The sequence below is a fragment of the Micromonospora sp. D75 genome (assembly GCF_018070405.1).
Taxonomy (GTDB): Bacteria; Actinomycetota; Actinomycetes; order Mycobacteriales; family Micromonosporaceae; genus Micromonospora; species Micromonospora chalcea.
In genome coordinates, this window is record NZ_JAGPXV010000011.1 from 1 (window position 1) to 25,339 (window position 25,339).

Genomic DNA, 25,339 nt, shown 5'->3' on the forward strand with positions numbered 1-25,339 from the left:
GCGTCCAGTACGGCCACCAGCCCCGGCGGAGCGGACGACGTGTCGCCGGGGCGGCCGGCGAGCAGCCGCTCGACGGTTTCCTGGTCCAGGCCGGATGCGTCCATCTCGTGACCCTCAGCGCCGCCACCCGGCCCCGCGTCACACTTCGGCGCGGCGGAACGCCGGTGAGGTCGGTCACCCCGGTGCCGGTCAGGGCCCGCACGGCATCTCCGGTTGCCGATGTCCGGCGGTCGCGGTGAACTGAATTACATGGGTGTCATCAAGGTGGGCACGTCCTCCTGGGCCGACCAGATGCTGGTCCGTTCCGGGTGGTATCCGCGCGGCGTCAACACGCCCGCCGGCCGGCTGGGTTTCTACGCCGAGCGCTTCGGGCTGGTCGAGGTGGACACGTCGTACTACGCGGTGCCGGCGCCGGAGACGACGGCGGGCTGGGCGGCCGCGACGCCGGACGGATTCACCTTCGACGTCAAGGCGTTCCGCCTGTTCACCGGCCACCACACCCCGATCGACGCGCTGCCGAAGGATCTGCGTCCGGCCGGCGGCCCGAACCGGATCCGCTGGCGCGACCTGCCCGCCGGGGCGTACGACGAGTTGTGGGACCGGTTCCACGCGGCGTTGGCGCCGCTCGCGGCGGCCGACCGGCTCGGCGCCGTGCTGTTGCAGTTCCCGCCGTGGCTGGCCCGCGGCGACGCGGCCCGGCGGCGGATCCTGGACGCGGCGCGCCGCTGCCGCCCCTGGCCGGTCACCGTCGAGCTGCGGCACTCCTCCTGGTTCGACGGGGACGCGATGGCCGAGACGGTGACGTTCCTGCGCGAGCACGACCTCGGGTACGCCTGCGTGGACATGCCGCAGGGGCACGTCTCCTCGGTGCCGCCGGTCCTGGTCGCCACCACCGATCTGGCCGTGATCCGGTTCCACGGGCACAGCACGGCCTGGGAGAGCGGCGACAAGCAGGAGCGGTTCCGCTACGCCTACGGCGAGCGGGAGCTGCGGCACTGGTCGGTGCTGCTGCGCGAGCTGGCCGACCAGTGCGCCGAACTGCACGTGCTGATGAACAACTGCTGCGGCGACCAGGCCCAGCGCGACGCCGCCCGCCTGGCTGGCCTGCTCGGCGTCGCCCCGGCCGCCGCGCGCGCCTGAGGTTTTCCCGGCTTCCTCCCGGGTACCGCCGGGTTCGTGGACGACCGCGAAGGGGGATCGGTGGAGAAGCGGCGCGACGAGGACGAGCGGGACCTGCGGGCGACCCGGGAGGCCGAGGAGGCGCACGGCGGCAGCATGGCGCCGAGCCTGGTCGACGACACCGGGCACCCGGTGGCCGAGTCACCGGTGCCGGACAACGAGCCGTCCGCGCTCGGCAGCCCGGACGAGGACGGCACCGGCTCCTGAGCTCTCACTGACGCGTCTCCGGACGCATCCCGGTCGCCTCCTCCAGCGCGTTGTCGCCGAGGTCGCCGTCCGCGCGGTCGTCCGGGAACGTCCGCGCCGACGGGGCCGGGTCCGGCGGCGCGCCCGGCCCGGCCTCCGGCGTCCGGGTGGGTTCGACGGTCCCGAACCCGTGCCGGCCCGTCTTCGGCCCGCCCCGTCCTGCGCCGGCCGCCCGGCGCTCACCGAGCCGTCCCTCGGGCACCGCCGTCTCCTCGCTGCCCTCGTCCATCGGGTCGTCGTCGCCCGCGCCCCACGGCGGGTCGGCGTCGAAGCCGCCGGTGCTGCCCCACGGCGCGGCCGACTCCGGCCCGCGCCCGTCGCCCGTACCCGGGCGGTCCCTGCTGGTCATGGTCACCTCACCTTGGCTGCTGGCCACCGGCGTGGCCGGTCCGGTCCCGGTGCACCGCGCGGCCGGCGACCCACCCCGATGTGGGTCGTCGGCCGCGCGGTGGTCAGCGGGTCGCCCCGACCAGGTGACGGCCGGCCGCGCCCACGGCGGCGACCTTGCCGATGTTCTTCGGCGCGGCCATCAGCCCGCCCGCGCGGTCCAGCATGCCCCGGAACACCTGCCCCGGCTTCTGCTGCTCACCCATGTACGCCGACACCACTACCAGCGCGCCGGTCATCGCCGGCACCGCCCACTGGAGCAGCTTCATCTGCCGCTGGCTGGCGGCGACGTTCGCCGGGGTGTGGTGGTTCGGCTCGGTGGTCCCCTCGACCGGCGGTCCGCCGGCCCGCTCCAGCCGCCTGCCGACCAACCGGCTGTAACCGGTCACCGCCAGCGCGCCGACCGTCAGCGCGGTCTTCACCGCGCTCATCTTCCCCACGCCCGCCTGGCGGGCCATCCGCGGGCTCTCGGTGACCAGCTCACCGACCGCGCCGGCAAGGTGCGCCCCGATCGCCGCCGCGTTGACCGGCGTCCACCGCGCCCACCCGGCCGAGGCCACCGGCAGCCGTTCGGTCGTGTCGTTGATCCGCGCCGCCGCGCCGTTCACGCCCAGCGCCCCCATCAGGGAACCGCCGAACCAGGCCGCCAGGCCCAGGTCGTGCATCGAGCGCAGCGTGGTGTGCCGTTCTGACATCAGATCCCCCTCCGCCGTGTTCGGGCGGTGCGGCATACCCACGATCGGGCGACTCACGCCCGGGCGTGGCTCACCGGCGGGGAGCGTGCCGGCTCGGCTCAGCGGCGGGGGAGCGTGCCCGCGAACGCGGCGATCCGGGCGGCCAGCGGCGCCGACGCGCGTACCCAGGTGAAGTGGTCGAGCGGCGCGCCCGCCTCGGCGACCGTGTAGCGGTGCCGCGTCACCGGTGCGCCGGCCAGCTTCCCGCAGAGGTGGTCGAGCGTCTCGTGCGGCGTGTACTGGTCGTCGTCGACGCTGACCGCGAGCACCGGCGTGCGGATCCGCCGCACGGCGGCCTCCGTGTCCACCCCGTCCAGCGCCGGGAACCGGCCGGTGCGGGCGGTGTGCGCCCAGTCCCGGATCACGCCGGCGGCCTGCCGGCCGCCGAAACCCCAGCCGGGCCAGACGCCGAGCAGCCGCGCCGTCGCGGCGATCCCCTGGGTGTACGGGAGCACGCCCCACCCGCGCAGACCCGGGTACGTCCGCCACCACGGCAGCCCCACCGCCACCAGGGCCAGCCCGTCCACCCGGTCGTCGTCGTCCAGCGCCTGGTGCAGCACCGCCACCTGACCGCCCAGGGAGTGCCCGAGCAGCAGCCGGGTGCGGCCGTCCAGCCGGGGCTTGAGCGCGTCGAGCACGGCGCCGACGTCGGCGGCCATCTCCTGGTAGCCGTACCGGCAGGCGCGCGACGGCGCGGGGGTGCTCTCGCCGGTGCCGCGCAGGTCGGCCACGATCACCGCGAGCCCGGCCTCGCGCAGCGCGGCGGCGAACGGCCGGTAGTAGCGGGCGCGCACACCCATCGCGGGCCAGATCAGCACCACCGGCGCGCCGGGCGGACCGGCCGGCTCCGGGTAGACCTGCACGCCGATGCGCGCGCCGTCGACGTCCACGAACTCCTGGATGTAGTCCCCGCTCACCCGGATCAGGGTACGGCCCGAACCCTACCGGTGGGTAGCAAGGGGTCGCCTCACGCCACCGCCGGTGCGGGCCGGGCCGCGGTCGTCAGCGCGCCGTAGACGGCGACGAGCTGCTCCGCGCAGCGCCTCCAGGAGTACCGGCTGCGGACGCGGTCGAGCGCGGCGGTGGCGTACGCGAACCGGCGCACGTTGTCGCCGAGCAGCCGCCGCAGCGCGGTGCCCAGCGCGCGGGGGTCACGCGGCGGCACCAGGTCGCCGGTGAGCCCGTCCACCACGCTGTCGGCGATGCCGCCCACGTTCGTGCCGATCACCGGCACACCGCAGGCCATGCCCTCCAGCGGGGTGAGCCCGAACGGCTCGTACCAGGGTGCGGCCACGAGCACGTCCGCCGACCGGTACCAGGCGGCCATCTCCTCGCGCGGCACGCCGCCGAGCAGCCGTACCCGGTCGGCCACGCCGCACGAGTCGGCGAGCGCGGACAGCCGGCGGGCGAACGTGTCGGCGGGCAGCAGGTGGGCCGGCGGGCCGCCGACCACCACGCACTCCGCGTCCGGCACCGCTGGTAGCGCCCGGACCACGTCCAGGAAGCCCTTGCGTTCGACCATCCGCCCGACGGTGAGGATGCGCGGGCGGGCCGGGTCGCGGGGCGCGACCGGGCCGTCCGGGCGGAACACCGCCTCGTTGACGCCGGACGGCACGAGGGCCATCCGGGACCGGGGTACGCCCATCCGGACCAGTTCGGCGACCTCGTCGGAGCACTGCACGACGACCCGGTCCACGGCCCGGCCGAGCGCCCGTTCGTAACCGGCGCGCCCCGGTGGACCGGTGTCCGGCACGCCCTGGTGGCGACGCTTGACCGTGCCGAGCGAGTGGTACGTCAACACGGTCGGCACGCCGGTGCGACGGCTCGCGTGCACGGTGGCCAGCCCGCTCGTCCAGAAGTGCGCGTGCGCCACGTCCGGGGTCCAGCCGCCGCGCCGCCAGGTGTCGGCCAGCCGGCCCCCGAACTCGCCCGTGTGCGGCAGCAGGTCGGCCTTCGGCACCCGCCGCGCGGGACCGGCCGGCACGTGGCACACCTGATAGCCGTCGGGCGCGTCGACCGCCTCGGGCAGCGCGGGGGAGTCACGACGGGTGTAGACGCGGACGTCGTGGCCGGCGACGGTGAGCGCGGACGCGAGTTCCGCCACATGCGTGTTCTGGCCGCCCGCGTCCTCCGCGCCGGGCGCGGCGAGCGGGCTGGCGTGCTGGGAAATCATCGCGATGCGCATGTTCTCGTCCTCCAGGATCCGGTCCCAGTCGGCGAGTAAGCGGTCCGGACCGGACCGCTTCCTCGCCACCTCGCGTGCCCGTGCGCCGAGTCGGTACGCGGCGTCGGCGCCCTCGGTCAGCCGGCGCGCCGCCTCCACGAGCGTGTCGACGCGGGTGGCCGGCGCCCCGGCTTCCGGTGGGACGGCGTCCACCGCTTCCGTGGGGGCCGGAAGATCGCGTTGATGCCGGGGACGCGCATGGAGGGACCCGTACCCTCGGCCTGCGCCCCTAACCAGGAGATCGTCGACTTCTCCGCGCGCCGCCCGCTCCGCTGTGGAGGCTCGCGGCCCTGGCCAGGGCATCGACGCGTGCCCCGTACCGAAGAACGGGTCCACGGAGGTCCTGTTTCGCCGCCGGGCGTCAGCCCGGCAGCATCCCCGGGCCGAACACCTCGTAGGCGATCCGCTCGCCCGGCACGCCCCGGCGCAGCAGGTTGGCCCGGACCAGGTTCATGAACGCCACCGGGCCGCACAGGTGCGCGGTCACCCCGGCGGGCAGCGCGAGCCGGTCCGGGTCGATCAGTCCGGCGGACACCTCGGCCTTCAGGCCGGGCAGGTCGGCCCCGGCGGCGTCGAGATACCAGAGGTGGAGGGCCAGGTTCGGCAGCCGCTGCTGCAGCGCGGGCAGTTCGTGGCGCAGCGCGTGCGCCTCGGCGGCGCGGTCGGCGTGCGCCAGCGTCACCCGGCGTCCCGGATCCCGGTCGGCCAGGTGGGCCAGCGCCGCCATCGCCGGGGTGAGCCCGATCCCGGCGCTGACCAGCAGCAGCGGCCCGTCGCCGCCGGCCGCGTCAACCTCGCCGAACGCCGGGCTCAGTCGCAGCGTGTCGCCGACCGCGACCCGGTCGTGCAGGTGACCGGAGACCATTCCGTCGGGCGCGCCGCCCTCGCCGCGTACCCGCTTCACGGTGATCCGCCACTGGTCGGCGCCGGGACGGCCGGAGAGGCTGTACTGGCGGATCTGCTGTCCCCGGCCGCCGTCCAGGTCGACGGCGACCGAGACGTACCGGCCGGGGGTGAAGCCGGGCGCGGCGCCGCCGCCGGCCGGCGCGAGGGTGAGCGAGACGACGTCGGCGCTCTCCCGGGTCCGGCCGGTGACCCGCCAGTCCCGCCACACCGGACCGCCCTCCGGTACGCCGGCGCCCGCGTAGAGCCGCGCCTCGCGGGCGATCAGTTCGCAGGCCAGCAGCCAGTAGACCTCGTCCCAGGCGGCGGCCACCTCCGGGGTGACGCCGTCGCCGAGCACCTCGGCGACGGCGGCGAGCAGGTGCCGGCCGACGATCGGGTACTGGGTGGCGGTGATGCCGAGGGAGGCGTGCTTGTGCGCGATCCGGTCCAGGACCGGCCCCCACGGCATGCCGCCGTCGCCGGTCAGGTGCGCCGCGTACGCGACCACCGCCGAGGCGAGCGCGGCCTTCTGCGCGCCGGTGGCCTGGTTGCCCCGGTTGAACAGGTCCAGCAGGTCCGGGTGGGCGTCGAACATCCGCTGGTAGAAGCGGCCGGTGATGGCCTCGCCGTGTGCCCGCACGACGGGCAGGGTGGCGGTCACGATCGCTGCTGAGGATTCCGTGAGCACTACCGAATCTCCTTCCGGGGCTCGAACAGGTCGATCCCCACGAAACAGGATTTCTGGATTCCTCTTTTAGGGTCGAAGGTCCCGGGAGTGCGGTGGCATGGGTCACCGTGAATCTGCCTGTGTCGCCGAGGGCACCGAATGGCTAGGGTCGGTGCGTGAGGCTCAACCGGTCGACAGACATGGCGCTGCGGATCGCCATGCTCACCGCCGCGTCCCCGGTCCGGGCCACAGTCGACGAACTCGCCACCCGGCTCGCGCTGCCCCGCAGCCACGTCGCCAAGGTGGTGCAGCGGCTGCAACGCATCGGCGTCCTGGTCACCATCAGAGGCCGCTCCGGCGGCGTCGCCTTCGCCGAACACGCCGGTGACCTCACCGTCGGCCAGGTGGTCCGCGCCTTCGAGGGCGACGGCGAGGTGGTCAACTGCGCGCAGCCGGTCTGCCCGCTCATCGCGGAGTGCCGGCTGCGCGGCGAGCTGCGCCGCGCCCAGGCCGCCTTCCTCGCCGTGCTCGACGGCGTACGCCTCGGCGACCTGGTCGACGGATCCGCCGGCCCGCTCCTGCTCAGCCTCGGCGCGCCACCGGCCGGTCGCTGATGGCCGTCTCCCATCCGATCTTCGCCCGGCTCTTCGCCCGCGCCAGCGTCGCCATGGACCAGGCCGGCGTGGCCGGGCACCGGGCCCGCCTGGTCGCCGGGCTGCGCGGCCGGGTGGTCGAGGTCGGCGCCGGCAACGGGCGCAACCTCGCGCACTACCCGGCGAGCGTGACCGGCGTGCTCGCCGTCGAGCCGGAACCCCACCTGCGCGCGCTGGCCCACGCCGCCGCGCCGGGCGCCCCGGTCCCGGTCACCGTCGCCGCCGGGCTGGCCGAGGAACTGCCGGTCGCCGACGGCGCCGCCGACGCGGTGGTGGTGTCGCTGGTGCTCTGCTCGGTGCCGGACCAGGCGGTCGCGCTGCGCGAGGCGCGGCGGGTGCTGCGGCCCGGCGGCGAGCTGCGCTTCTACGAACACGTGGTGGCCGCCACGCCCGGCCTGCGCCGGGCCCAGCGCCTGGCCGACGCCACGCTCTGGCCGCTGTTCTGCGCCGGCTGCCACACCGCCCGGGACACGGTGGCCGCGATCCGCGCCGCCGGTTTCGAGGTGACCGCGCTGGACCGCTTCCGCTTCCCGCCGACCGGGCTGCCGGCCCCGGCCTCGCCGCACGTGCTCGGCGCCGCGATCCGGGCCTGACGCCGGACCGGGCCGGTTCGTCCCGGCCCGGTCCGGCGTGCTCAGCTCACATTCACCGTGCCGTCCGGGGCGCGGACGCAGGAGACGGTACGGGCGCCGGTGGCCGCCGCCCCGGCCCGGCACCGGCCGAGCACCTTGTGCCCGGCGGCGTTCGGGTGCCACGACTCCTGGCAGGTCTGGAAGTACGTGCCGCAGGCGTTGGCGATCCGCTGGATGTCGAGCTTGTCGAACCCGGAGAGACTGGTGACGAACGTGCCGGTCGGGCCGTCCATCAGCCGGATCGGCGTGGCCAGGGCGTTGCCCGGGCTACCGGTCGACTCGCAGAGCCGGGCCCCGTCGAACGCGCGCTGCACGTTCAGGTAGACCAGGTCGTCCTGCGGGAACTCGTTGGCGAGCGTGCCGCGCACCGAGCTGACCAGCGTGCCGAGCCCCTGCGAGAAACGGTGCCCGGGCGCCAGGCTGGCCCGGTGGATCGGGCACCCGGCCGCGTACCGCTCGGCGCCCAGCGCGCGGAACTTGTCCCGGGTGTCGTCCCGGCTGTCCTCGGTCCAGTAGCTCTGCTCCAGCTCGAACGGCAGCGGGTTGGTGTAGTCCTGGAACACCACCCGGTGCTGGCCGTCGGCGTCGATCTCGTCCAGCGTGGTGAGCAGTTGCCGCAGCGCCGTGGTGGTCTCCGCGGTGGCGGCGGCGAACTGCGCGGCGGTGCCCAGGTCGGCGTCGGTGCACGGCTTCTGCTCCACCGGCCCGCCCAGGTACGCCCAGAACTCCCACCAGCCGGTCCAGGCGTCGGCGATGAACCGGTTGGCGCACTTCTCCGCCACGCTGCCGAAGGTGAACGAGCTGTTGTTCGAGCCGAGGCCGACGAGCACCAGGTCGATGTCGTGGGTCCGGGCCACCGACCGGAGCTGGTCGAGCTGGGCGGCCACCTGCCGGCCCTTGGCCCGCGTCGACGAGGCGTTCGCGATGTCGTACGGCTGGCCGCCCGAGCAGGCCAGGTTGAACCGCGCGGAGATGCCGGGCAGGTTCGCCTGGAACAGCGAGGCGTTCGGCGATCGGTGGCAGAAGTAGGCGTTGGCGTTGGCGGCGGACCAGCCGGGGAAGCCCTGGGCCACCCCGTTGACGTCCACCACCGGCGCGTACGCCCCGGCGCCCTCGCCGCTGATGAAGCTGTCTCCCAGCGCCACCGCGGCGGTGGGCAGCGCGGCGGCAGCCGGCTGGGCGGGCGCCGCGGCGGCGGGTAACGCCACCGCGGCGAGCGCCAGCGCCGCCGCGAGCGCGGAACGACGGAACACGGACATGCCCGACCTCCCAGACATCGAAACGTGAAAGATTCTTTGGGATGGCGATCAGATCACGCGCGTGTGACGGGCGTCAATGCCCTGACACCTGCGACGGGTCGCCGGGGAAGACATCGGGCGTGCGGATCGTTGTGCCGCCTGGACGCCCCGTCCGCCCGCCGGACCGCCGTACGCGGCGGCGGCGCGGACCCGGCCGCGAGGCCGATCGCGCAACGCACCGCCCCGGTACCGCCGACCTGTCAGGGCATCCGGCTAGGCTCGCTCCGGCGCGCCGCGCCCGGCGATCATCGTGGGGGAGTCACACGGTGAACGGCACCACACCGCCGAGACCTGGGAGTACGACCAGTTGACCGCACAGCCTGAGACCCTCTACGGGGCCGACGACCTGACGCACCTGGAGGGCCTCGACGCCGTCCGCAAGCGCCCCGGCATGTACATCGGCTCGACCGACAGCCGTGGCGTGGGTCACCTCGTCAACGAGATCCTCGACAACTCGACCGACGAGGGTGTCGCGGGTCACGCCACCACTGTCGACGTGATCCTGCACGCCGACGGCTCGGTCCAGGTCGACGACGACGGCCGCGGCATCCCCACCGACGTGCACGCCAAGTCCGGCATCTCCGGCGTCGAGCTGGTGCTCACCCGCCTGCACGCGGGCGGCAAGTTCGGTGGCTCCGGCTACAAGACCTCCGGCGGCCTGCACGGCGTCGGCGCCTCCGCGGTCAACGCCCTGTCCCGCCGCTTCGACGTCACCGTCCGGCGCGGCGGCAAGATCCACGCGATGTCGTTCCGCCACGGCGTGCCGGGCGTCTTCGACGGAGCCGGCCCCGACGCGCCGTTCACCCCCGGTCCCGGCCTGCAGATCGTCGGCGCGATGAAGCGCGGCCAGCGCACCGGCACCTCGATCCGCTGGTGGCACGACCCCCGCTACTTCGAGACCGGCGCCGCGCTCGACACCGAGGCGGTCCGGCTCAAGCTGCGCAACACCGCCTTCCTCGTCCCCGGCGTGGCCTACCGGCTGCGCGACGAGACCGGCGAGGAGCCGGTCGAGGAACGCTTCCACTTCCCCAACGGCCTGACCGACATGGTGGAATACCTCGCCCCGGCCGGCGACCGGCCGGTCTCCGGCACGCTGCTGGTCACCGGCGAGGGCACCTACCGGGAGAACGCCGCCGACGCCAACGGCGTCATGCAGTCCAACGTGCAGCGCCGCGCCGAGGTCGAGGTGGCGTTCCGCTGGGGCACCGGCTACGAGCGCACCGTCGAGTGCTTCACCAACACCATCCGCAACGCCCACGGCGGCACCCACCGCAAGGGCTTCGAGCGGGCGCTGGCGCGTACCCTCGCCGACGCCGCCCGCAACGCCCGCGGCCTGCTCAAGCCCAAGGAGGACGCGCCCACCCTGGACGACGTCCTGGAGGGCATGACCGCCGTGGTGCACGTGCGCATCCCGGAGCCGCAGTTCACCTCGCAGACCAAGGACGAACTGTCCACCGCCGGCATCACCAAGGTGCTCCAGGGCCTGATCGAGGCGCACCTCAAGAGCTGGCTGGACGACCGGCGCACCAAGGCCGAGGCCCGGACGGTGCTCCAGAAGATCGTCGACGCGGCCCGGGTACGGCTCACCCAGAAGCAGCAGAAGGACGCCGCCCGCCGCAAGACCGCGCTGGAGGGCGCGGCCATGCCGGCCAAGCTCGTCGACTGCCGGGCCGCGGGCATCGAGAGAAGTGAACTGTTCATCGTGGAGGGGGACAGCGCCCTCGGTACAGGGCGCCTCGCGCGGTCCTCCGAATACCAGGCGCTGCTGCCGATCCGCGGCAAGATCCTCAACGTGCAGAAGGCCAACCTCCAGCAGGTGCTGGACAACGCCGAGTGCGCCGCGATCGTGCAGGTGCTCGGCGCCGGCTCCGGCCGCACGTTCGATCTGTCCTCCCTGCGCTACGGCCGGGTCCTCATCATGGCCGACGCGGACGTCGACGGCGCGCACATCCGTACCCTGCTGATCACGCTGTTCGCCCGGTACATGCGGCCGCTGATCGAGGCCGGGCGGCTCTTCGCGGCGATGCCGCCCCTGCACAAGATCACCACGAAGGGGCGCAACCCGCAGACCGTCTACACCTACACCCAGGCGGAGATGGAGGCGACGGTCCGCAAGCTGGAGAAGTCCGGCAAGCAGATCGTCACGCCGATCCCGCGGTTCAAGGGCCTCGGTGAGATGGACGCCGACGAGCTGTGGGAGACCACCATGAACCCGGCCACCCGGGCGGTCCGCCGCATCACGCTCGACGACGTCGACGCCGCCGAGCGGATCCTCGAACTGCTCATGGGGGAGAAGGTCGAGCCCCGCCGCAACTGGCTGATCGACTCCGCCGACCGGGTCGACCGCGACGCCATCGACGCCTGACCAACGGGTTCGTCTCGGAAGGAAACCGCACCATGGCACGCCGCAAGGACGACCGCGCGAAGGCGGATCTGGCCGCCTTCGACCAGGCCGGCGCTCGCGTCTTCGACAACCCGCTGGTCACCGAGGTCTCGGACTCCTACCTGGAGTACGCGTTCTCGGTCATCCACTCCCGCGCGCTGCCCGACGCGCGCGACGGGCTCAAGCCGGTGCACCGGCGGATTCTGTGGTCGATGTACGAGCAGGGCCACCGGCCGGACCGCGGCCACGTCAAGAGTGCCCGAATTGTCGGGGATGTGATGGGAAAGTACCATCCGCACGGCGACACCGCGATCTACGACGCGATGGTGCGGCTGGCACAGGACTTCTCGCTCAACGTCCCGCTCATCGACGGGCACGGCAACTTCGGCAGCCCGGACGACGGCCCGGCTGCGGCCCGCTACACCGAGGCCCGGATGTCCCGGGAGGCGATGCTGCTCACCGGCGAGCTGGGTGAGGACACCGTCGACGTCGAGCCGAACTACGACGGCTCGCTGACCCAGCCCACGGTGCTGCCGGCGGCGTTCCCGAACCTGCTCGTCAACGGCGCATCCGGCATCGCGGTCGGCATGGCCACCAACATGATCCCGCACAACCTCGGCGAGGTCGTCCAGGCCGCCCGCTGGCTGATCAACCACCCGGACGCCACGCTCGACAAGCTCATGGAGTTCGTGCCCGGCCCCGACCTGCCCACCGGCGGGCTGCTGCTCGGCCTGGACGAGGTGCGCCGCGCGTACGAGACCGGGCGCGGCGTGGTGCGCATGCGCGGGCGGGTGGAGATCGGCCCGCTGGAGGGCAGCCGCGGCCGGCAGGCCATCACCGTCACCGAGCTGCCGTACGGCGTCGGCGCCGAGAAGGTCATCGCGGCCATCACCAACGAGGTGAACAAGACCAAGCGGCTGACCGGCATCGCCGACGTCAAGGACCTCACCGACCGGGAGAACGGCACCCGGCTGGTGGTGGAGTGCAAGGTCGGCGTGAACCCGCAGGCGCTGCTGGCCGACCTCTACCGGCTCACCCCGTTGGAGCAGTCCTTCGGCGTGAACAACCTGGTGCTCGTGGACGGGCAGCCGCGCACGCTCGGGCTCAAGGAACTGCTCGACGTGTTCCTGGCGCACCGCTACGAGGTGGTGACCCGGCGCAGCGCGTACCGCAAGCGCAAGCGGGAGGAACGCCTGCACCTGGTCGACGGCCTGCTGATCGCCCTGCTCGACATCGACCGGGTGGTCAAGCTGATCCGCGCCAGCGAGGACGCCCAGGCCGCCAAGGACGGCCTGATGCAGAAGTTCAAGCTCTCCGAGATCCAGGCGAGCTACATCCTGGACACTCCGCTGCGCCGCCTGACCAAGTACGACCGGCTGGAGCTGGAGGCCGAGCAGGAGAAGCTGCGCGGCGAGATCGCCGAGCTGTCGAAGATCCTGGACGATGACAAGGTGCTTCGGAAGGTCGTCTCCGACGAGCTGGCCGCCGTGGTCAAGCAGTTCGGCGCGCTGCGGCGCACCACGCTCGTCGACGGCGACCTCAAGGAGGTGCTCGCCGCCTCGGTGCCGGCCGGCCCGCTGGAGGTGGCCGACGACCCGTGCCAGGTGATCCTCTCCGCCACCGGGCTGGTGGCGCGGACCGCGGCCGAGTCGGAGGAGGCCGCCGAGGCGCGCCGGCGCAGCGGCCGGGTCAAGCACGACGCGGTACGCGCGATCGTGCACTCCACCGCACGGGGCCGCGTGCTGCTGGTGACCAGCGCCGGTCGCGCCTTCAAGATCGACGTGCTGCCGTTGCCGGTGCTGCCGGAGCAGTCCGGCACGGTGTCGCTGCGCGGCGGCATGTCGGCTGCGGAACTGGTGCCGCTGGAGCCGGGCGAGACGGTCGTCGGGCTGGCCCCGCTGGGGTCGTCCGCGCAGGGCTCACCCGGGCTGGCGCTCGGCACCCGGGCCGGCGTGGTCAAGGTGTGCGCGCCGGACTGGCCGGTCCGCTCCGAAGAGTTCGAGGTGATCTCGTTGCGGGACGGCGACGAGGTGATCGGCGCGACCTGGCTGACCGACGGCGCCGAGACACTGGCGTTCGTCTCCTCGGAGGCGTCGCTGCTGCGCTTCGCCGCCTCGGTGGTGCGCCCGCAGGGGCTCAAGGGTGGCGGCATGGCCGGCATCAACCTGCCCGCCGGGGCGCGGGCGGTGTTCTTCGGCGCGATCCGCACCGACGACACGGCGCACGGTGAGCCGATGGTGGTCACGTCGACCGGCGCCACGGTGAAGGTGACGCCGTTCAAGGCGTACCCGGCAAAGGGCAGGGCGACCGGCGGCGTACGCGCGCAGCGGTTCCTCAAGGGTGAGGTGGAGCTGTCGGTGGCCTGGATCGGCCCGCGGCCGGTGGGCGCGACCGCGACCGGCGACCCGGTGGACCTGCCGCCGGCCGATCCGCGCCGGGACGGCTCCGGTTTCGCCGTGATGCTGGGCCCGACGGTGGTGGGTCACCACATCGACCGCGACTGACGAGCCGGCTGGGGGAGGGCGGCGGGAGACCGCCCCCTCCCGCCCCGACGCGTTGATCAAGGAGTTTGCGGACTTTTCGCGTCCTCTGCAGTCCCTAAACTCCTTGATCAACGCGCCCGGGCACTCCGGGGGCAGGGCTGCCCCAGGGGTAATGGGGCACATTCCGGGTGTTTTGGCGGAAGACCTCGGCCCTGCACGGTCGATCATGAGGTTAGCGGCGACAAAACGGACACCGAGCGCCGCTAACCTCATGATCGACGTGGTTGAGGGCTGGCTGGCCCTGGCTGCGAGGGCGTCGGGCCGCTGGGGCACCCGCGCGATCTTGCACTTCGGGCCCTCTGGGTGTCCCGCTCGCGTGGGCCGGCCCCAATCGCGCGCCAAATGGTCCGTTGATCATGAAGTTGGCGGGTGTGAGTCGGACAATTTGCGCCGCTAACTTCATGATCAACGAGACCGGGCCGGGCCGGGCGGAAGGGGAGGAGAGGGGAGGGGTCAGAGTTCGGGGTCGGGGGACTGGCGGGACTCGGGCGTGGTGCCGCGCAGCCGCGCGATCAGGCGCATGCCGTGGTAGATGATCAGGGCGGCCGCCGTGCCCAGCGCGATGCCGTTGAACGACAGGTCACCGGCGGTCAGCGTGTAGTTGGCGGCGCCGATGATCACCGCCACCGCCGCGGTGAACAGGTTGATCGGGTCGTGGAAGTCGACCCGGCTCTCGATCCAGATCCGGGCGCCCAGGATGGCGATCAGGCCGTACAGCGCGGTGGTGGCGCCGCCGAGCACGCCGGCCGGGACGGTCAGGATCAGTGCGCCGAACTTCGGGCAGAGCCCGAGCAGGATCGCCGTGCCGCCGGCGATCCAGTACGCGGCGGTGGAGTAGACGCGGGTCGCCGCCATCACGCCGATGTTCTCCGCGTACGTGGTGGTGCCGGAACCGCCCCCGGAGCCGGCCAGCACCGTGGCGACGCCGTCACCGAGCAGCGCCCGGCCCATGTCGCGGTCGAGGTTGCGGCCGGTCATCGCGGCGACCGCCTTGACGTGCCCGGCGTTCTCCGCGATCAGCACCAGGATCACCGGGATGACCAGCACGACGGCGCGCGCGTCGAAACTCGGCGTGTGGAACTCGGGGAAGCCGACCCAGGCGGCCTGCCGCAGCCCGCGTACGGCCTGCTGGTCGAGGTTGCCGGTCAGCGCGGCGAGCACCCAGCCGACCACCACGCCGACGAGGATCGACAGCCGCGCCACGAAGCCCCGGAACAGCACAGTGGTGAGCAGGATCGCGACGAGCGTGACCACGGCGATCAGCGGCTGCGCCTTCACGCCGGTGCCGGCGCCGCCGCCGTCCCAGGCCACCGGCGCGAGGTTGAGGCCGATCAGCATGACGATCGCGCCGGTGACCACGGGCGGCATCAGCGCGTCGATCCAGCGGGAGCCGGCCACCTGCACCACCACGCCGACGAGCGCGAGCGCGACGCCCGCGACGACGATGCCGCCGAGGGCCGCGCCGATGCCGCCGTCGGTCTTCGCGGCGAGCACCGGCGCGATGAACGCGAACGACGAGCCGAGGTACGAGGGCAGCCGGTTGCCGGTGATCAGCAGGAACAGCAGCGTCCCGAGCCCGGAGAAGAGCAGCGTGGTGGCGGGCGGGAAGCCGGTGATCAGCGGGACGGTGAAGGTGGCGCCGAACATGGCGACCACGTGCTGCACGCCCACGCCGACGGTGCGCGGCCAGGAGAGCCGTTCGTCGGGCGCGACCACGTCGCCGGGGCGTACCTGGCGGCCGTCGCCGTGCAGCGTCCACGGGGACCAGCGGGAGGTGGGGGACTGGGTCATCGGTCGCCCTTCGCGTCATCGGGTGACGGGGGCGTGATCGACCCTGGGAGTTGTTTCTAGCACGTGCCCAGCACGGATGTGGGCCCGGCCCGGGCTCAGGCGACGCCGGTGGGACGGAACTGGACGCTGACGCGGGGGCCGACCGGGCGGGTGGTCTTCGGTACCGCGTGTTCCCAGGTGCGCTGGCAGGAGCCGCCCATCACCACGAGGTCGCCGTGGCCGAGCGGGAACCGCAGGCTGCCGCCGCCTCCGCCGCGAGGGCGGAGCAGCAGTGCGCGCGGGGACCCGAACGAGACGATCGCCACCATGGTGTCGGTGTGCGCGGAGCGGCCCAGCGTGTCGCCGTGCCAGGCCACGCTGTCGCGCCCGTCGCGGTAGAGGCACATGCCGGCGGTGACGAACGGCTCGCCCAGCTCGGGCGCGTAGTGCCGGGTGAGCGCGTCGCGGGCCGCGGTGAGCACCGGGTGCGGCAGCGGCCGGCCGGCGGCGTACCAGCAGAGCAGCCGGGGCACGTCGACAGCGGTGTCGTACATGGTGCGGCGCTCGGCCCGCCAGGGCACGTCGTGGCGCAGCGTGTCGAGCACCGCGTCGGAGCCCCGGACCCAGCCGGGCAGGTGGTCGACCCAGGCGCCCCGGCTCAGCTCGTGGCGGCGCACCGCCCCGGCGAGCGGGCCCAGGGTCGGGCCCTGCTCGGCCAGGTCGAGCATCGAAGGCTGGTACGCGACGTCGGGCACGCCGCCGATCGTACCCTGTTTAGAACAGGCGTACGACGATCAGCGCCGCAGCATCCGGCGGACCTTGCCCGGGACGGCCTGCTTGATCCGCTCCCGGAGCTGCTGCGAGCGCAGCGCGTCGATGGTCCCGGTGAGCTTGGCGTTCTCGTCGCGCAGCCGCTCGATGCGGGTCAGCAGCTCGGCCGGCGGGGTGGCGGCAGCGGGCCGGACGGCCGGCGGGAACACCGTCTCGCGGACCCGCTGGTCGAAGCGGGCGGCGCTGTCGTCGTCGTCGAACGAGATGCCGAGGTCGTGCTTGCGCAGGAACGCGGTGATGGTCTCGAAGCGGGCCTTGTGGCCCTCGGTGAGCGCGGTGTAGTCGGCCTCGGCGTAGAGGTCGGCGGCGTCCACGTCGGCCGGCACGTCGCGCATGATCCGGTGCGGGATGTCGAAGTAGCGGGCCAGTTCCAGCGTGCGCGAGTCGTGCGCGAACAGGTAGCCGGGCGTACCGGCGACGAGCGCGGTGATGGTGCCGTGGATGCGGGTGCCGAACGCGAAGTCGTACCCGGAGAGGTGGTCCATCCAGGTCCACGGGTCGACGAACATGCGCACCTTGTCCTCGACGAACAGTGGGTGCGAGGTGTGCAGCGGGATGTCGCTGCTCTGGCCGCGGTGCTCGGGCGCGTCGCCGTAGAGCAGGGTGCCGAGCGTCCGCAGGTCCTGGGGCACGTAGCACAGGTTCGGGTAGCGCTCGTGGTGGTGGCGGACCACCGAGGCCATCGAGCGGACGTACGGCGAGATGGTGAGCGCGACCTTCGACTCGGCGGTCAGCTCCGGCTGCTTCTTCGCCAGCTGGAACGTGTCGCCGTGCAGGAACATCGACGGGCAGCCGATCTGCTCCACGTCGGAGAAGCCGAGCGTGTTCAGGTAGCTCGCGGTCACCTCGCCGCGTACGCCGATGCTGTGCGACCGGTCCAGCACGGCCTTGCAGAACGCGCGCACCGGCTCGTCGATCGGCCGCAGGTACTCGCGGTCGCCGTCGACGTTCGTCTGCACGCCGACACCGAGCACCACCACCGGGATCTTCAGCCGTTCGATCAGCCGGGTCAGCGGGGCGAGGCGGTGCACGAAGCTGCGACGGAAGGCGTTCGCCAGCGGTACGACGAACACGTCGTACCGCTCGTTGATCTCGTCGGCGAGGCGCGGGTCGGCCGGGGTGCGGGTCGCGGTGATCTCCGCCGCGGAGGTGGCCAGCAGCTTGTGCGCGGCGTGGCTGAAGACCAGGTTTCCGCTGTTGTCCCCGATCCAGTTGCCGGCGAACGTCTCCTCCGGCGTGAGGACGTCGAACGGGCCCTTGCGGGCGCGGAGCAGGATCCGCTGGTGCATCCGGTTCGCTCACCTTCCGTACGGCACGGCGTGCCGGCGGGCGTCGCCCGCGCGTGCAGGAACGGAAATCCTATCCGCCGTCCCTGGGTGACCCGGCGGCCGTCGGCTCGCCGGGAACGTCCCGGTACTCCGGGGTAGGGTGCCCGGAATGACCAGCGCGCCGACTGTCACCCGTGCCCCGCGCCTGCCGTCGCTGACCGGATTGCGGTGGATCGCCGCGCTGCTGGTCTTCGGTTTCCACGCCGGGACCATGGGGATCGTCGCCGAGCCGCACCTGAAGGCGGTGGTGGACAAGGCGTTCAGCCTCGGCCTGTCCGGCGTCGAGTTCTTCTTCATCCTCAGCGGGTTCGTCCTGGTCTGGTCGTACCGGGACGGGGAGCGGGCGTGGACGTTCCTGCGCCGCCGGCTCGCCAAGATCTACCCGAACCACGTGGTGACGTTCGTGGCGGCGCTGGCGGTCGCGGCCTGGTTCGCCGACCCGGTCCTGCCGTGGGCGGCGATCGGCAACTTCTTCCTGGTCCAGGCGTGGATCCCGCTGAACGGCTACTTCTACAGCGTCAACAACGTGAGCTGGTCGCTCTCCTGCGAGCTGGCGTTCTACCTGTGCCTGCCGCTGGTGGTGCCGTGGCTGCGCCGGGCCCGTACCGGGGTGCTCCGGACCGTGCTGGTCGCGGCGCCGCTGCTCATCCTGGCGCTGTGGCCGGGCCAGCAGCTCGTGCCGGAGGAGCAGCGGTGGTGGTTCACCCAGATCTTCCCGGTGACCCGGTCGCTGGAGTTCTGGATGGGGGTGGCCGCCGCCGAGCTGATGCGCCGCCACCGCTGGCGCGGACCGAACCTCGCGGTCGCCACCGGCCTGTTCGTCACCACCTGGGTGGTCGCCGCGCTGTGGATCCCGGCCGAGTTCTGGGCGGCGCTGCTCGCCGTGGCGTACCTGCTGGTCATCGCCGCGGCGGCGGACGCCGACGTGCGCGGCCGGCCCACCCCCTGGCGGTCCCGGCCGATGATCTGGCTCGGTGAGGTCTCGTTCGCCTTCTACCTGGTGCACGTGCTGGTCATGGTCACCGTGCTGCGGCTGACCGGGGACTGGGGGACCGGCCTGCCCGGCTGGCGGGGGCCGCTGGCGGTGCTCGGCTTCCTGCTGCTCACGCTCGCGCTGGCCGCCGCGCTGCACCGCTGGGTGGAGGTGCCGATGATGCGCCTGCTCGGCCCGTCCCGCCGGGCCCGCGCGGCGTCGCGCGCACCGGCCGTGCCGGCTCCGCGCGGGCCCGCCGAGGGCGCGGCCGCCGACGGCGCCGCGCGGTCCGTCTCCGGTCCGGCCGAGGACATCGAGTACGCCGGGCGGCGTCGCCCGGACTGACACGCGCACACGCCGGCCGGTCGGTCCGCGACACGCCGTGCGGCGGTGCGTCAGTGGGGGTTCGGCGGTAATTTGTACCCGTGCTTCCGATCGCGCTCACCTGCCCCGTGTGGTGGGTGGCGCGCTGGACCGCCCGGATGCTCGCCAGTCTCGCCGTGGTCGTCGCCTGTTCGTTCGGCGCGGCCACGCTGCCGGCCGCCGCCCCGGCCGCGCCAGCCGGCCCGGCGTACGTGAGCACGCCGGCCGCCCCGCGACCGGAATCCGACCGCGCCGCCGAGCGGCAGGCCCGTCCCGACGGCGCACCCGCGCCCGCCGCACGGGCCACCGACACGCTCCCGAACGACCCGCAGCCGGTCCCGGCCGGCCGGATCACCGCGCCGGTCGGCCTGCGGGCCCCGCCCGCCCGCTGATCCGCCCACGGGCCGCGCCCGTCACCGCACCCACCGAACGTCATCCCGCACCCGCCCCTCGCCGGCCCGGCGCCCCCGCGCCGCGCCCCGACCGGCCGTGCGGAGTCTCCCGCCAGGTTCTTCCCGTGAGGTGCCGACCATGTCGCAGACCGCTCTCTACCACTTCCTCACCGCGGTCCCCGAGGCCGCCGCCATCTGGTCCTTTCTGATGCTGCTCGCGTTCGGCCTGCTCGCCGCGCTGGTGGCCCGGCCCGAGCGCGACGGCGTCGCCGAGGCTGCCGCCGATCCGGTGGACCAGGACGCCGCGCGCCGCGACGACCTCGTCCGGTACGCCGAGGAGGTGGCGGTGGCCGCCGCCGGGGCCGCCCAGACGGCCCGTCGCCGCCGGGAACGGTGGCTGGCCGCGCAGGACGAGGCGGAACGCGCCTGGACCGCGTACGACGAGGCGGACAGCGCCGCCCGCCGCCTGGCCGGGGCCGCCGCGCTGGCCGCCCCGCGCACCCCGCGCACCCCGGCGGAGTACGCGGCCCGGGAGCGCTGGCTGCACCACGCCGCCATGACGGCGCACTGGCGCGGCGACCTGTCCGCCCGGCAACTCGCCGACGTGCTGGCGCGCCGCAACGGGTGGGACCCGCGCCGGCACCCGGCCGAGCAGGAGATCGTGCTGGCCCGGGCCGTACGGGACCGGCGCCGGACCGGCTGGGAGAGCGCCGCCGAGCGGGAGCGGCAGGCGTGGCGGGACGCCGAACTGGCCGCCGAGGCCGCCCGTACGCTCGCCGCCGAGGCGTACGCGGCCACCCTGGCGGTGCGGCCCGCCCCGGTGTCCCGCGGCGTGGCGACGATCCCCCTGCCGGTCGGCGCGTCCGTCCGCAACGCCCGCTGGCGTCCGGCCCGGGTCGGCTGAGGCGACCGAATTGTTACCCGGAATGTGGTGAGCCGGCTCACCCCCGGCACCGAAACGGGCGTGGAGCGCAGAACAGGCCAATGAGCCGCGCCATTGCCGGTCACGCGCTCGCCGTCTGTCCCCTTTTCGCCTCCCGGGCGCCGTCACCACCGCTTGTCCCATTGAGTGAAGTGAGTAACCGGCTGTTCCGAAATCCGTTACCGGGGATCATGTTTACGCAGGTGGGAGCGCTTGGCAGGGGCAGTACCCGCCGGTAGTGTCGGCGCGTCCGGTGCGGTACCCGATCGCAGAAGGCGACGCCGCGCCGACCCGCCTAATCGTGTCATCACGAACCGGGGAACCATGAGCACCATCGGGGTGAATCCGCGGCCACTGCCGCGGTAGGGCGTACTTCCCGCCCGAATCCGTCAGCTAACCCGGTCGGCGGCCACGGAAGGAGTCCCATCCTCGTGCCCACCCCTCGATCGTCCCCCCGCCTCCACGGCTCCGCGGTACCCGCGCTCGCCTGACGCGACCGGCAAACCGCCCCTGGGCGCCCGGCATCGCGGGCGTACCCGTTCCCCCGGCCCATCCGGCCTGCCAGCACGTGTGAACCCCTCCACGTGCCGGGCCGGCGTGTGCCGATCACGCCCCCCGTGGAGGATTTCGTGAAGCACCACCTGAAGCGTCAGCTGCGGCGGATCGCCACCGAACGCCCGTACCAGATCATCGCCGGATCGGTCGCGGCGCTCGTGCTGGCCGCCGGCGCCGGCACCGCCCTCGCCGCGGGTGAGGACGCCCCGGTCCGGCAGGAGAACACCGCCTCGGTCGCCGAACTCGGCGCACGGCTCGGCGAGCCCGCCAGCCGCGGCGAGGCGCGCATCGTCGTCCCGCCGGCGTCGCCGAGCGCCGAGCCCAGCAAGTCGCCCAGCGCCTCCCCGTCGGCGAAGAAGGCCGCGGCGGACCCGGACGTCACCAAGGCCGCGCCGAAGCCGCCGTCGAGCAAGACGCTGGACTACGACTACCAGGCGCAGATCAACTACTACTACTGCGGCCCGGCCGCCGTGCGCAACGCGCTCAGCGCCACCGGCATCGAGCGCAGCCAGGACGCCCTCGCCGGCCCGCTCGGCACCACCGAGATGGGCACCAACTCGGCCGAGGACACCACGCGCGTGCTCAACCAGCAGGTCAAGGGCAACCCGTACCGGACCCGGATGATTCCCGGCTCGGCCAGCCCGGCCCAGATGGACCGGCTCCAGGCCGACGTGGTCGAGGCGATCAGCAACGGCCGGGGGGTCGTCGCGAACGTCGCCGGCACCGCCACCGACACCAACGGCGGCTGGCACTCGTTCCCCGGCGGCCACTACGTCGCGGTGATCGGCTACAAGGACGACGGCCGGACCGTCCGGATCGCCGACTCGGCCGACCCGTCGCTGCCGTCGTACTGGCTCACCACGATCGACCTGGCGCACTGGATCGCCAGCCGCGGCTACTCCGCCTGACCGCCCCGCACCCGCGAAGGCCGGCACCCCGTCCCGGGGCGCCGGCCTTCCCCGTCCCCGCCCGCCCCTCGCCCGCCGCCCTCTCGGCGCGCCGATCTTGGACTTGTGGCGCCTGGTATGCCCGGCTCGCCCCGCTATGGGAGGCACCACAACTCCAAGATCGGCGGCGAGGGCGAGGGCGGGCGGTTTGGGCGGGGCGGGTTCGGTCTCGCGTGTCCGGGGCGGGCGGTGGCAGACTGCGCCAATGGGCGATGCGACGGGGAACCGGCACCTGATTCTCCTGCACGGCATGGGCGCCACCGGCGAAGTGTGGCTGCCCTGGGCGCCGCTGCTGGAGCGCCGCTGGCCCGGGCGCTGGCTCGCCCCCGACCTGGCCGGCCACGGCTGGTCGCCGCCGCTCGACGGCTACTCGTTCGACGCCCTGGCCCAGCGCGTCGCGGACGGGCTCGGTCCGCTCCGGCTGGGCCCGCACGACCGGCTGGTGCTGCTCGGGCACTCGCTCGGCGGGGTGGTGGCGCTGGCGCTCGCGGCCCGGCAGCGGGCTCTTCCGGTGGACGCGGTGGTGGGGCTCGGCATCAAGGCGGTCTGGTCCCCGGCCGAGCTGGCGAAGGCGAGCGAGCTGGCCGCCCGGCCGGTCACCTGGTTCGCCACCCGGGACGAGGCGGCCCGCCGCTACCTGCGCGTCTCGGGGCTGGCCGGGCTGTTCGCCCCGGACCACCCGGTGGTGGAGGCGGGGCTGCGGCGGGTCGACGGCCGCTGGCGGCTGGCGATGGACCCGGCCGCGTTCGCGGTCGGCGAGCCTCGGCTGCCCGCCCTGCTGGCCGCGACCGGCGTGCCGGTGCTGCTGGCCCGCGGCGAGCAGGACCCGATGGTGAGCGACGCGCAGCTCAAGGAACTGGGCGTGCCGGTGGCCACCCTGCCCGGCCTGGGCCACAACGCGCACGTCGAGGACCCGGCCGTCGTGCTCGCCCTGCTCGACGCGTACCTGTAGAGCGGGGCCTACACGACGGCGCGCTGCGCCGGGACCGCCCAGTCGGCCTCCAGCTCGCGGCGGGCGGCGGCGAGGAACGCCTCGGCGTAGGCGTCGGCGGGGAAGTCGCCCAGGTAGCGGGTGCGCGCCGCCCAGCGCTGCGCGGCCTTCGGGTCGGCGTCGAGTAGGTCGGTGATCACTTGGTCCACGTTGGACATGTCGCGCCGCAGCACGTAGCCGGACGCCGCGAGCGGGAACCGCTCGACGAAGTGTTCGCCGTCGGCGCCGGTGTCGGTGACCGCGTACGGCTTGCCGGAGTAGAGCCAGTCGGAGATGACGCCGGAGACGTCGGAGACCAGCGCGTCGGCGCGGTTGACGCACTCGGTGAGCGTCAGCTCGCGGGCCGCGGCGGCGCCGAACAGGTGCGGGCGGCCGGTCTTGGCCCGGTCGGCGGCGAGCAGCTCGGTGAGCCGGGCGAGCTGGCGGGCCGAGGCCGGGTTCTTGTCGGTGTACGGGTGGGCGCGCAGGATCACCGCCGCCCCGCGGTCGATCAGCCGGCGGATCAGCGTCTCGGCCACCGGCAGCGAGCAGTAGTTGGCGTCGGCGTGGTGCCCGGTCCAGGTCGGGGTGTAGAGGACCGTCGGGTGCGCCGACGCGGCGACCGGCTCCCGGCGTACCTCGATGGCTTCGACCTGGGGCCGGCCGACCACGACGAACTTGTCGGCGGGGATCTCCACGCCGGCGCGGGCGTACCTGTCGATCGCGGCCTGCCCGGCCACGAAGATCTTGTCGAAGATGGCCGAGACCGGGTTGGCGCTCGGGGCCTTGTCGCTGTCGCCGTGGTGGAGCTGCACGTGGGTGAGCTGGTTGAACCGGATCAGGTGGGCGTTCTTCGCGCCGTGGTTGACGTAGAAGGCGACGCGCAGGCTGGGCACCAGCGCCTCGTCGAGCGCCTTCAGGGTGGGGCAGAGGACCACCGGGGCGCGGGTGGCGGCGGCGACGGCCGGCAGGAGCTCCGGCTCGCGCAGCACCACCATGAACGGGCGGCCGATCCGTTCCAGGTACGGCAGCCACATGGTGACCTGGTACTCGGAGCCGGGCGGCGCGGAGAAGTGCAGCACGAACTCGGGCTGGTGGCGGCGCAGCGCGCGGCCGACCGGGCCCCCGCCGGCGGGCGGCCGGAACCGGCGCCGGGCGAGGTCGAGCGCGACCGCCCCGCAGCCGGCGCCGACGAGCAGCGCGGCGGCGAGCGCCGTGAAGGCGGGCAGGGCCAGCGCGGCGGCGAACGCCACCACGGCGAGCAGCACCAGCAGCGCGTCACCGAGCCGGGCGGCTACCAGCGGCGTCCACGTGCGTACCGGAAGGTTCGCCGCCCGGATCTCCAGCGCGCCGGCCTGCCGCAGCGGGCCGACCAGCAGCACCAGGCCGAGCAGGACCAGCGCGGTGGCCGCGAGGGCCGGGTCGAAGCCGTCGTCGAGGCGCCGGGCGTAGCCGACGAGGATGCCGGCGGCGACGAGCACCGTCTCGGCGAGACCGTCGGCGGACGGCCGGACCCGGCGTTCCCAGGCGGTGGCGGCGAGCGCCGCGACGGCCAGGGCCAGGCCCCAGCCGGTGGCGCCGGTGAGCGCCACGACGAGGAAGGCCAGCACCGCCAGCCCGGTGGTCAGTACTCGGGCGAGCAGCTTGCGGACCAGGTCACCACGCATCTGGCACGTCCCGTCGGTCTCAGGCGCCGGTGGACAGCTCGGACCGGTCGGCGCCGGGCTGCGCCGGTACGGCGGCGACCTGCTCGCCGGGGGACCGGCGCACGTCGACCACCTGGCCGGTCAGTTCGGAGATCAGCACGTCCAGGGACGCCTGCGCGACCGCCTCGGAGGAGAGCAGCGTGTGCTCCGGCTCCTCGCCGAACGCCCGCGTCCGCATCGGGGTGGCGGTGCGCTCCGGGTTGACGCAGTTGACCCGTACGCCGAACTCGACCCACTCGTCGGCGAGCGCCTGGGTGAGATTGACCAGCGCGGCCTTGGTGGCCGAGTAGAGCGCGTAGCGGGCCCGGCCCCGGGTGTACGAGCTGGACGTGTAGAGCAGCAGCTGGCCCTTGGTCTGCTGCAGGTACGGCAGCGACTGGCGCGCGATGGTGACCGGGCCGACGAAGTTGACGTGCAGGAGACGGTCCATCGTCTCGGAGTCCATCTCGGCGAGCGCGCCCTTCTCCAGGATGCCGGCGGTGACCACCACGTGGTCGATCCGGCCGGTGGCCTCGAACGCGGTCTTCAGCGCGGCGGTGACGTCCTCGGCGCGCTCGACGTGGGTGCCGGTGGTGGAGCGGCTGAACGGGAAGACCTGCGCGCCGTAGCCGCGGGCCAGCTCGGCGAGGTCGTGGCCGATGCCGTAGCTGCCGCCGAAGACCACGATGGTCCGGCCGGTCAGCTCCTCGGCGTAGCCGCGGTGGGTCAGCCGGGGCGCCTGGGCGGCGGCGAGCTGGAACAGCTTGTCGGC

The 25,339-nt window shown here is 73.8% G+C and carries 22 protein-coding genes and 1 riboswitch; of the genes, 11 read left to right on the forward strand and 11 right to left on the reverse strand.

Features of this window, described 5'->3' with window-relative positions; genetic code table 11:
• Positions 1–249: 249 nt before the first annotated feature.
• Positions 250–1,140 carry a DUF72 domain-containing protein gene (locus tag KBX39_RS01715; RefSeq protein ID WP_187693550.1) on the forward strand — a complete coding sequence of 297 codons (891 nt, stop codon included), beginning with the start codon at positions 250–252 and terminating at the stop codon, positions 1,138–1,140.
• Positions 1,141–1,176: 36 nt separating this feature from the next.
• Positions 1,177–1,386 carry a GTPase activator gene (locus tag KBX39_RS01720; RefSeq protein WP_187693551.1) on the forward strand — a complete coding sequence of 70 codons (210 nt, stop codon included), beginning with the start codon at positions 1,177–1,179 and terminating at the stop codon, positions 1,384–1,386.
• A 4-nt stretch (positions 1,387–1,390) separates the two neighbouring features.
• Here the strand turns inward: KBX39_RS01720 and KBX39_RS01725 are convergent, their stop codons facing one another.
• From KBX39_RS01725 to KBX39_RS01745, 5 genes are all read right to left on the reverse strand, one after another.
• Complete coding sequence (locus KBX39_RS01725) at positions 1,391–1,774, reverse strand: hypothetical protein (RefSeq protein ID WP_187693552.1); 384 nt, start codon at positions 1,772–1,774, stop codon at positions 1,391–1,393.
• A gap of 103 nt (positions 1,775–1,877) precedes the next feature.
• Entirely contained in the window at positions 1,878–2,507 is a 630-nt protein-coding gene (locus KBX39_RS01730; RefSeq protein ID WP_043330386.1) for a hypothetical protein, read from the reverse strand.
• Positions 2,508–2,605: 98 nt separating this feature from the next.
• On the reverse strand, positions 2,606–3,463 hold the full coding sequence (locus KBX39_RS01735) for an alpha/beta fold hydrolase (protein ID WP_113973226.1): 858 nt from the start codon (positions 3,461–3,463) through the stop codon (positions 2,606–2,608).
• Positions 3,464–3,513: 50 nt separating this feature from the next.
• Entirely contained in the window at positions 3,514–4,731 is a 1,218-nt protein-coding gene (locus KBX39_RS01740; RefSeq protein WP_064447541.1) for a glycosyltransferase, read from the reverse strand.
• A gap of 400 nt (positions 4,732–5,131) precedes the next feature.
• A complete protein-coding gene (locus tag KBX39_RS01745; RefSeq protein ID WP_104115110.1) occupies positions 5,132–6,343 on the reverse strand; it encodes a globin domain-containing protein in 1,212 nt (403 codons plus the stop codon).
• 155 nt (positions 6,344–6,498) lie between these two features.
• Between KBX39_RS01745 and KBX39_RS01750 the strand changes: the two genes are divergently transcribed.
• A complete protein-coding gene (locus KBX39_RS01750; protein ID WP_064447467.1) occupies positions 6,499–6,936 on the forward strand; it encodes an Rrf2 family transcriptional regulator in 438 nt (145 codons plus the stop codon).
• On the forward strand, positions 6,936–7,568 hold the full coding sequence (locus KBX39_RS01755) for a class I SAM-dependent methyltransferase (protein WP_043325126.1): 633 nt from the start codon (positions 6,936–6,938) through the stop codon (positions 7,566–7,568). Before KBX39_RS01750 ends, KBX39_RS01755 begins: the two co-directional genes overlap by 1 nt.
• 41 nt (positions 7,569–7,609) lie before the next feature.
• On the opposite strand, the gene KBX39_RS01760 is transcribed toward KBX39_RS01755, so the two are convergent.
• The gene (locus tag KBX39_RS01760) at positions 7,610–8,866 is read right to left on the reverse strand and encodes a hypothetical protein (protein WP_210868849.1); all 1,257 of its coding nucleotides are present in this window, start codon (positions 8,864–8,866) and stop codon (positions 7,610–7,612) included.
• A gap of 289 nt (positions 8,867–9,155) precedes the next feature.
• On the opposite strand from KBX39_RS01760, the gene KBX39_RS01765 reads away from it, so the two are divergent.
• Positions 9,156–11,270 carry a type IIA DNA topoisomerase subunit B gene (locus KBX39_RS01765; RefSeq protein WP_210868851.1) on the forward strand — a complete coding sequence of 705 codons (2,115 nt, stop codon included), beginning with the start codon at positions 9,156–9,158 and terminating at the stop codon, positions 11,268–11,270.
• A 32-nt stretch (positions 11,271–11,302) separates the two neighbouring features.
• A complete protein-coding gene (locus tag KBX39_RS01770) occupies positions 11,303–13,792 on the forward strand; it encodes a DNA topoisomerase (ATP-hydrolyzing) subunit A (protein WP_210868853.1) in 2,490 nt (829 codons plus the stop codon).
• Positions 13,793–14,284: 492 nt separating this feature from the next.
• Here KBX39_RS01770 and KBX39_RS01775 read toward each other — a convergent pair whose 3' ends face one another.
• The 3 genes from KBX39_RS01775 to KBX39_RS01785 all read right to left on the reverse strand — a co-directional run bounded on the left by KBX39_RS01775 (position 14,285) and on the right by KBX39_RS01785 (position 17,721).
• Positions 14,285–15,622, reverse strand: a complete 1,338-nt coding sequence (locus KBX39_RS01775) for a uracil-xanthine permease family protein (RefSeq protein WP_043325123.1) — start codon at positions 15,620–15,622, stop codon at positions 14,285–14,287.
• 95 nt (positions 15,623–15,717) lie between these two features.
• A complete protein-coding gene (locus KBX39_RS01780; RefSeq protein ID WP_064447542.1) occupies positions 15,718–16,329 on the reverse strand; it encodes an alpha-ketoglutarate-dependent dioxygenase AlkB in 612 nt (203 codons plus the stop codon).
• Between the two features lie 66 nt (positions 16,330–16,395).
• A complete protein-coding gene (locus KBX39_RS01785) occupies positions 16,396–17,721 on the reverse strand; it encodes a polysaccharide pyruvyl transferase family protein (RefSeq protein ID WP_043325122.1) in 1,326 nt (441 codons plus the stop codon).
• A gap of 148 nt (positions 17,722–17,869) precedes the next feature.
• On the opposite strand from KBX39_RS01785, the gene KBX39_RS01790 reads away from it, so the two are divergent.
• The 5 genes from KBX39_RS01790 (at position 17,870) to KBX39_RS01810 (ending at position 22,864) form a co-directional block, all read left to right on the forward strand.
• Complete coding sequence (locus tag KBX39_RS01790) at positions 17,870–19,078, forward strand: acyltransferase (RefSeq protein ID WP_210868855.1); 1,209 nt, start codon at positions 17,870–17,872, stop codon at positions 19,076–19,078.
• Between the two features lie 80 nt (positions 19,079–19,158).
• The gene (locus KBX39_RS01795) at positions 19,159–19,488 is read left to right on the forward strand and encodes a hypothetical protein (RefSeq protein ID WP_210868857.1); all 330 of its coding nucleotides are present in this window, start codon (positions 19,159–19,161) and stop codon (positions 19,486–19,488) included.
• Positions 19,489–19,627: 139 nt separating this feature from the next.
• Positions 19,628–20,392 carry a hypothetical protein gene (locus tag KBX39_RS01800; protein ID WP_043325119.1) on the forward strand — a complete coding sequence of 255 codons (765 nt, stop codon included), beginning with the start codon at positions 19,628–19,630 and terminating at the stop codon, positions 20,390–20,392.
• 300 nt (positions 20,393–20,692) lie between these two features.
• A riboswitch (cyclic di-AMP (ydaO/yuaA leader) is annotated at positions 20,693–20,833 on the forward strand.
• A gap of 206 nt (positions 20,834–21,039) precedes the next feature.
• Positions 21,040–21,873 (forward strand): C39 family peptidase, encoded by an 834-nt coding sequence (locus tag KBX39_RS01805; protein ID WP_312245477.1) that lies wholly within the window; start codon positions 21,040–21,042, stop codon positions 21,871–21,873.
• Between the two features lie 244 nt (positions 21,874–22,117).
• The gene (locus KBX39_RS01810) at positions 22,118–22,864 is read left to right on the forward strand and encodes an alpha/beta fold hydrolase (RefSeq protein WP_210868860.1); all 747 of its coding nucleotides are present in this window, start codon (positions 22,118–22,120) and stop codon (positions 22,862–22,864) included.
• An 8-nt stretch (positions 22,865–22,872) separates the two neighbouring features.
• Here the strand turns inward: KBX39_RS01810 and KBX39_RS01815 are convergent, their stop codons facing one another.
• Together KBX39_RS01815 and KBX39_RS01820 are read right to left on the reverse strand one after the other, a co-directional pair.
• Positions 22,873–24,549, reverse strand: a complete 1,677-nt coding sequence (locus KBX39_RS01815; RefSeq protein ID WP_166456409.1) for a CDP-glycerol glycerophosphotransferase family protein — start codon at positions 24,547–24,549, stop codon at positions 22,873–22,875.
• A 19-nt stretch (positions 24,550–24,568) separates the two neighbouring features.
• A partial coding sequence (locus tag KBX39_RS01820) for an SDR family oxidoreductase (protein WP_210868862.1) occupies positions 24,569–25,339 on the reverse strand: 771 nt, incomplete at its 5' end.

Coding starts and splice junctions, on each gene's coding strand:
- KBX39_RS01715 (WP_187693550.1), top strand. CDS start 250: ATGGGTGTCATCAAGGTGGGCACGTCCTCCTGGGCCGACCAGATGCTG.
- KBX39_RS01725 (WP_187693552.1), bottom strand. CDS start 1,774: ATGACCAGCAGGGACCGCCCGGGTACGGGCGACGGGCGCGGGCCGGAG.
- KBX39_RS01730 (WP_043330386.1), bottom strand. CDS start 2,507: ATGTCAGAACGGCACACCACGCTGCGCTCGATGCACGACCTGGGCCTG.
- KBX39_RS01740 (WP_064447541.1), bottom strand. CDS start 4,731: ATGCGCATCGCGATGATTTCCCAGCACGCCAGCCCGCTCGCCGCGCCC.
- KBX39_RS01755 (WP_043325126.1), top strand. CDS start 6,936: ATGGCCGTCTCCCATCCGATCTTCGCCCGGCTCTTCGCCCGCGCCAGC.
- KBX39_RS01760 (WP_210868849.1), bottom strand. CDS start 8,866: ATGTCCGTGTTCCGTCGTTCCGCGCTCGCGGCGGCGCTGGCGCTCGCC.
- KBX39_RS01770 (WP_210868853.1), top strand. CDS start 11,303: ATGGCACGCCGCAAGGACGACCGCGCGAAGGCGGATCTGGCCGCCTTC.
- KBX39_RS01775 (WP_043325123.1), bottom strand. CDS start 15,622: ATGACCCAGTCCCCCACCTCCCGCTGGTCCCCGTGGACGCTGCACGGC.
- KBX39_RS01780 (WP_064447542.1), bottom strand. CDS start 16,329: ATGCTCGACCTGGCCGAGCAGGGCCCGACCCTGGGCCCGCTCGCCGGG.
- KBX39_RS01785 (WP_043325122.1), bottom strand. CDS start 17,721: ATGCACCAGCGGATCCTGCTCCGCGCCCGCAAGGGCCCGTTCGACGTC.
- KBX39_RS01790 (WP_210868855.1), top strand. CDS start 17,870: ATGACCAGCGCGCCGACTGTCACCCGTGCCCCGCGCCTGCCGTCGCTG.
- KBX39_RS01800 (WP_043325119.1), top strand. CDS start 19,628: ATGTCGCAGACCGCTCTCTACCACTTCCTCACCGCGGTCCCCGAGGCC.
- KBX39_RS01810 (WP_210868860.1), top strand. CDS start 22,118: ATGGGCGATGCGACGGGGAACCGGCACCTGATTCTCCTGCACGGCATG.
- KBX39_RS01815 (WP_166456409.1), bottom strand. CDS start 24,549: ATGCGTGGTGACCTGGTCCGCAAGCTGCTCGCCCGAGTACTGACCACC.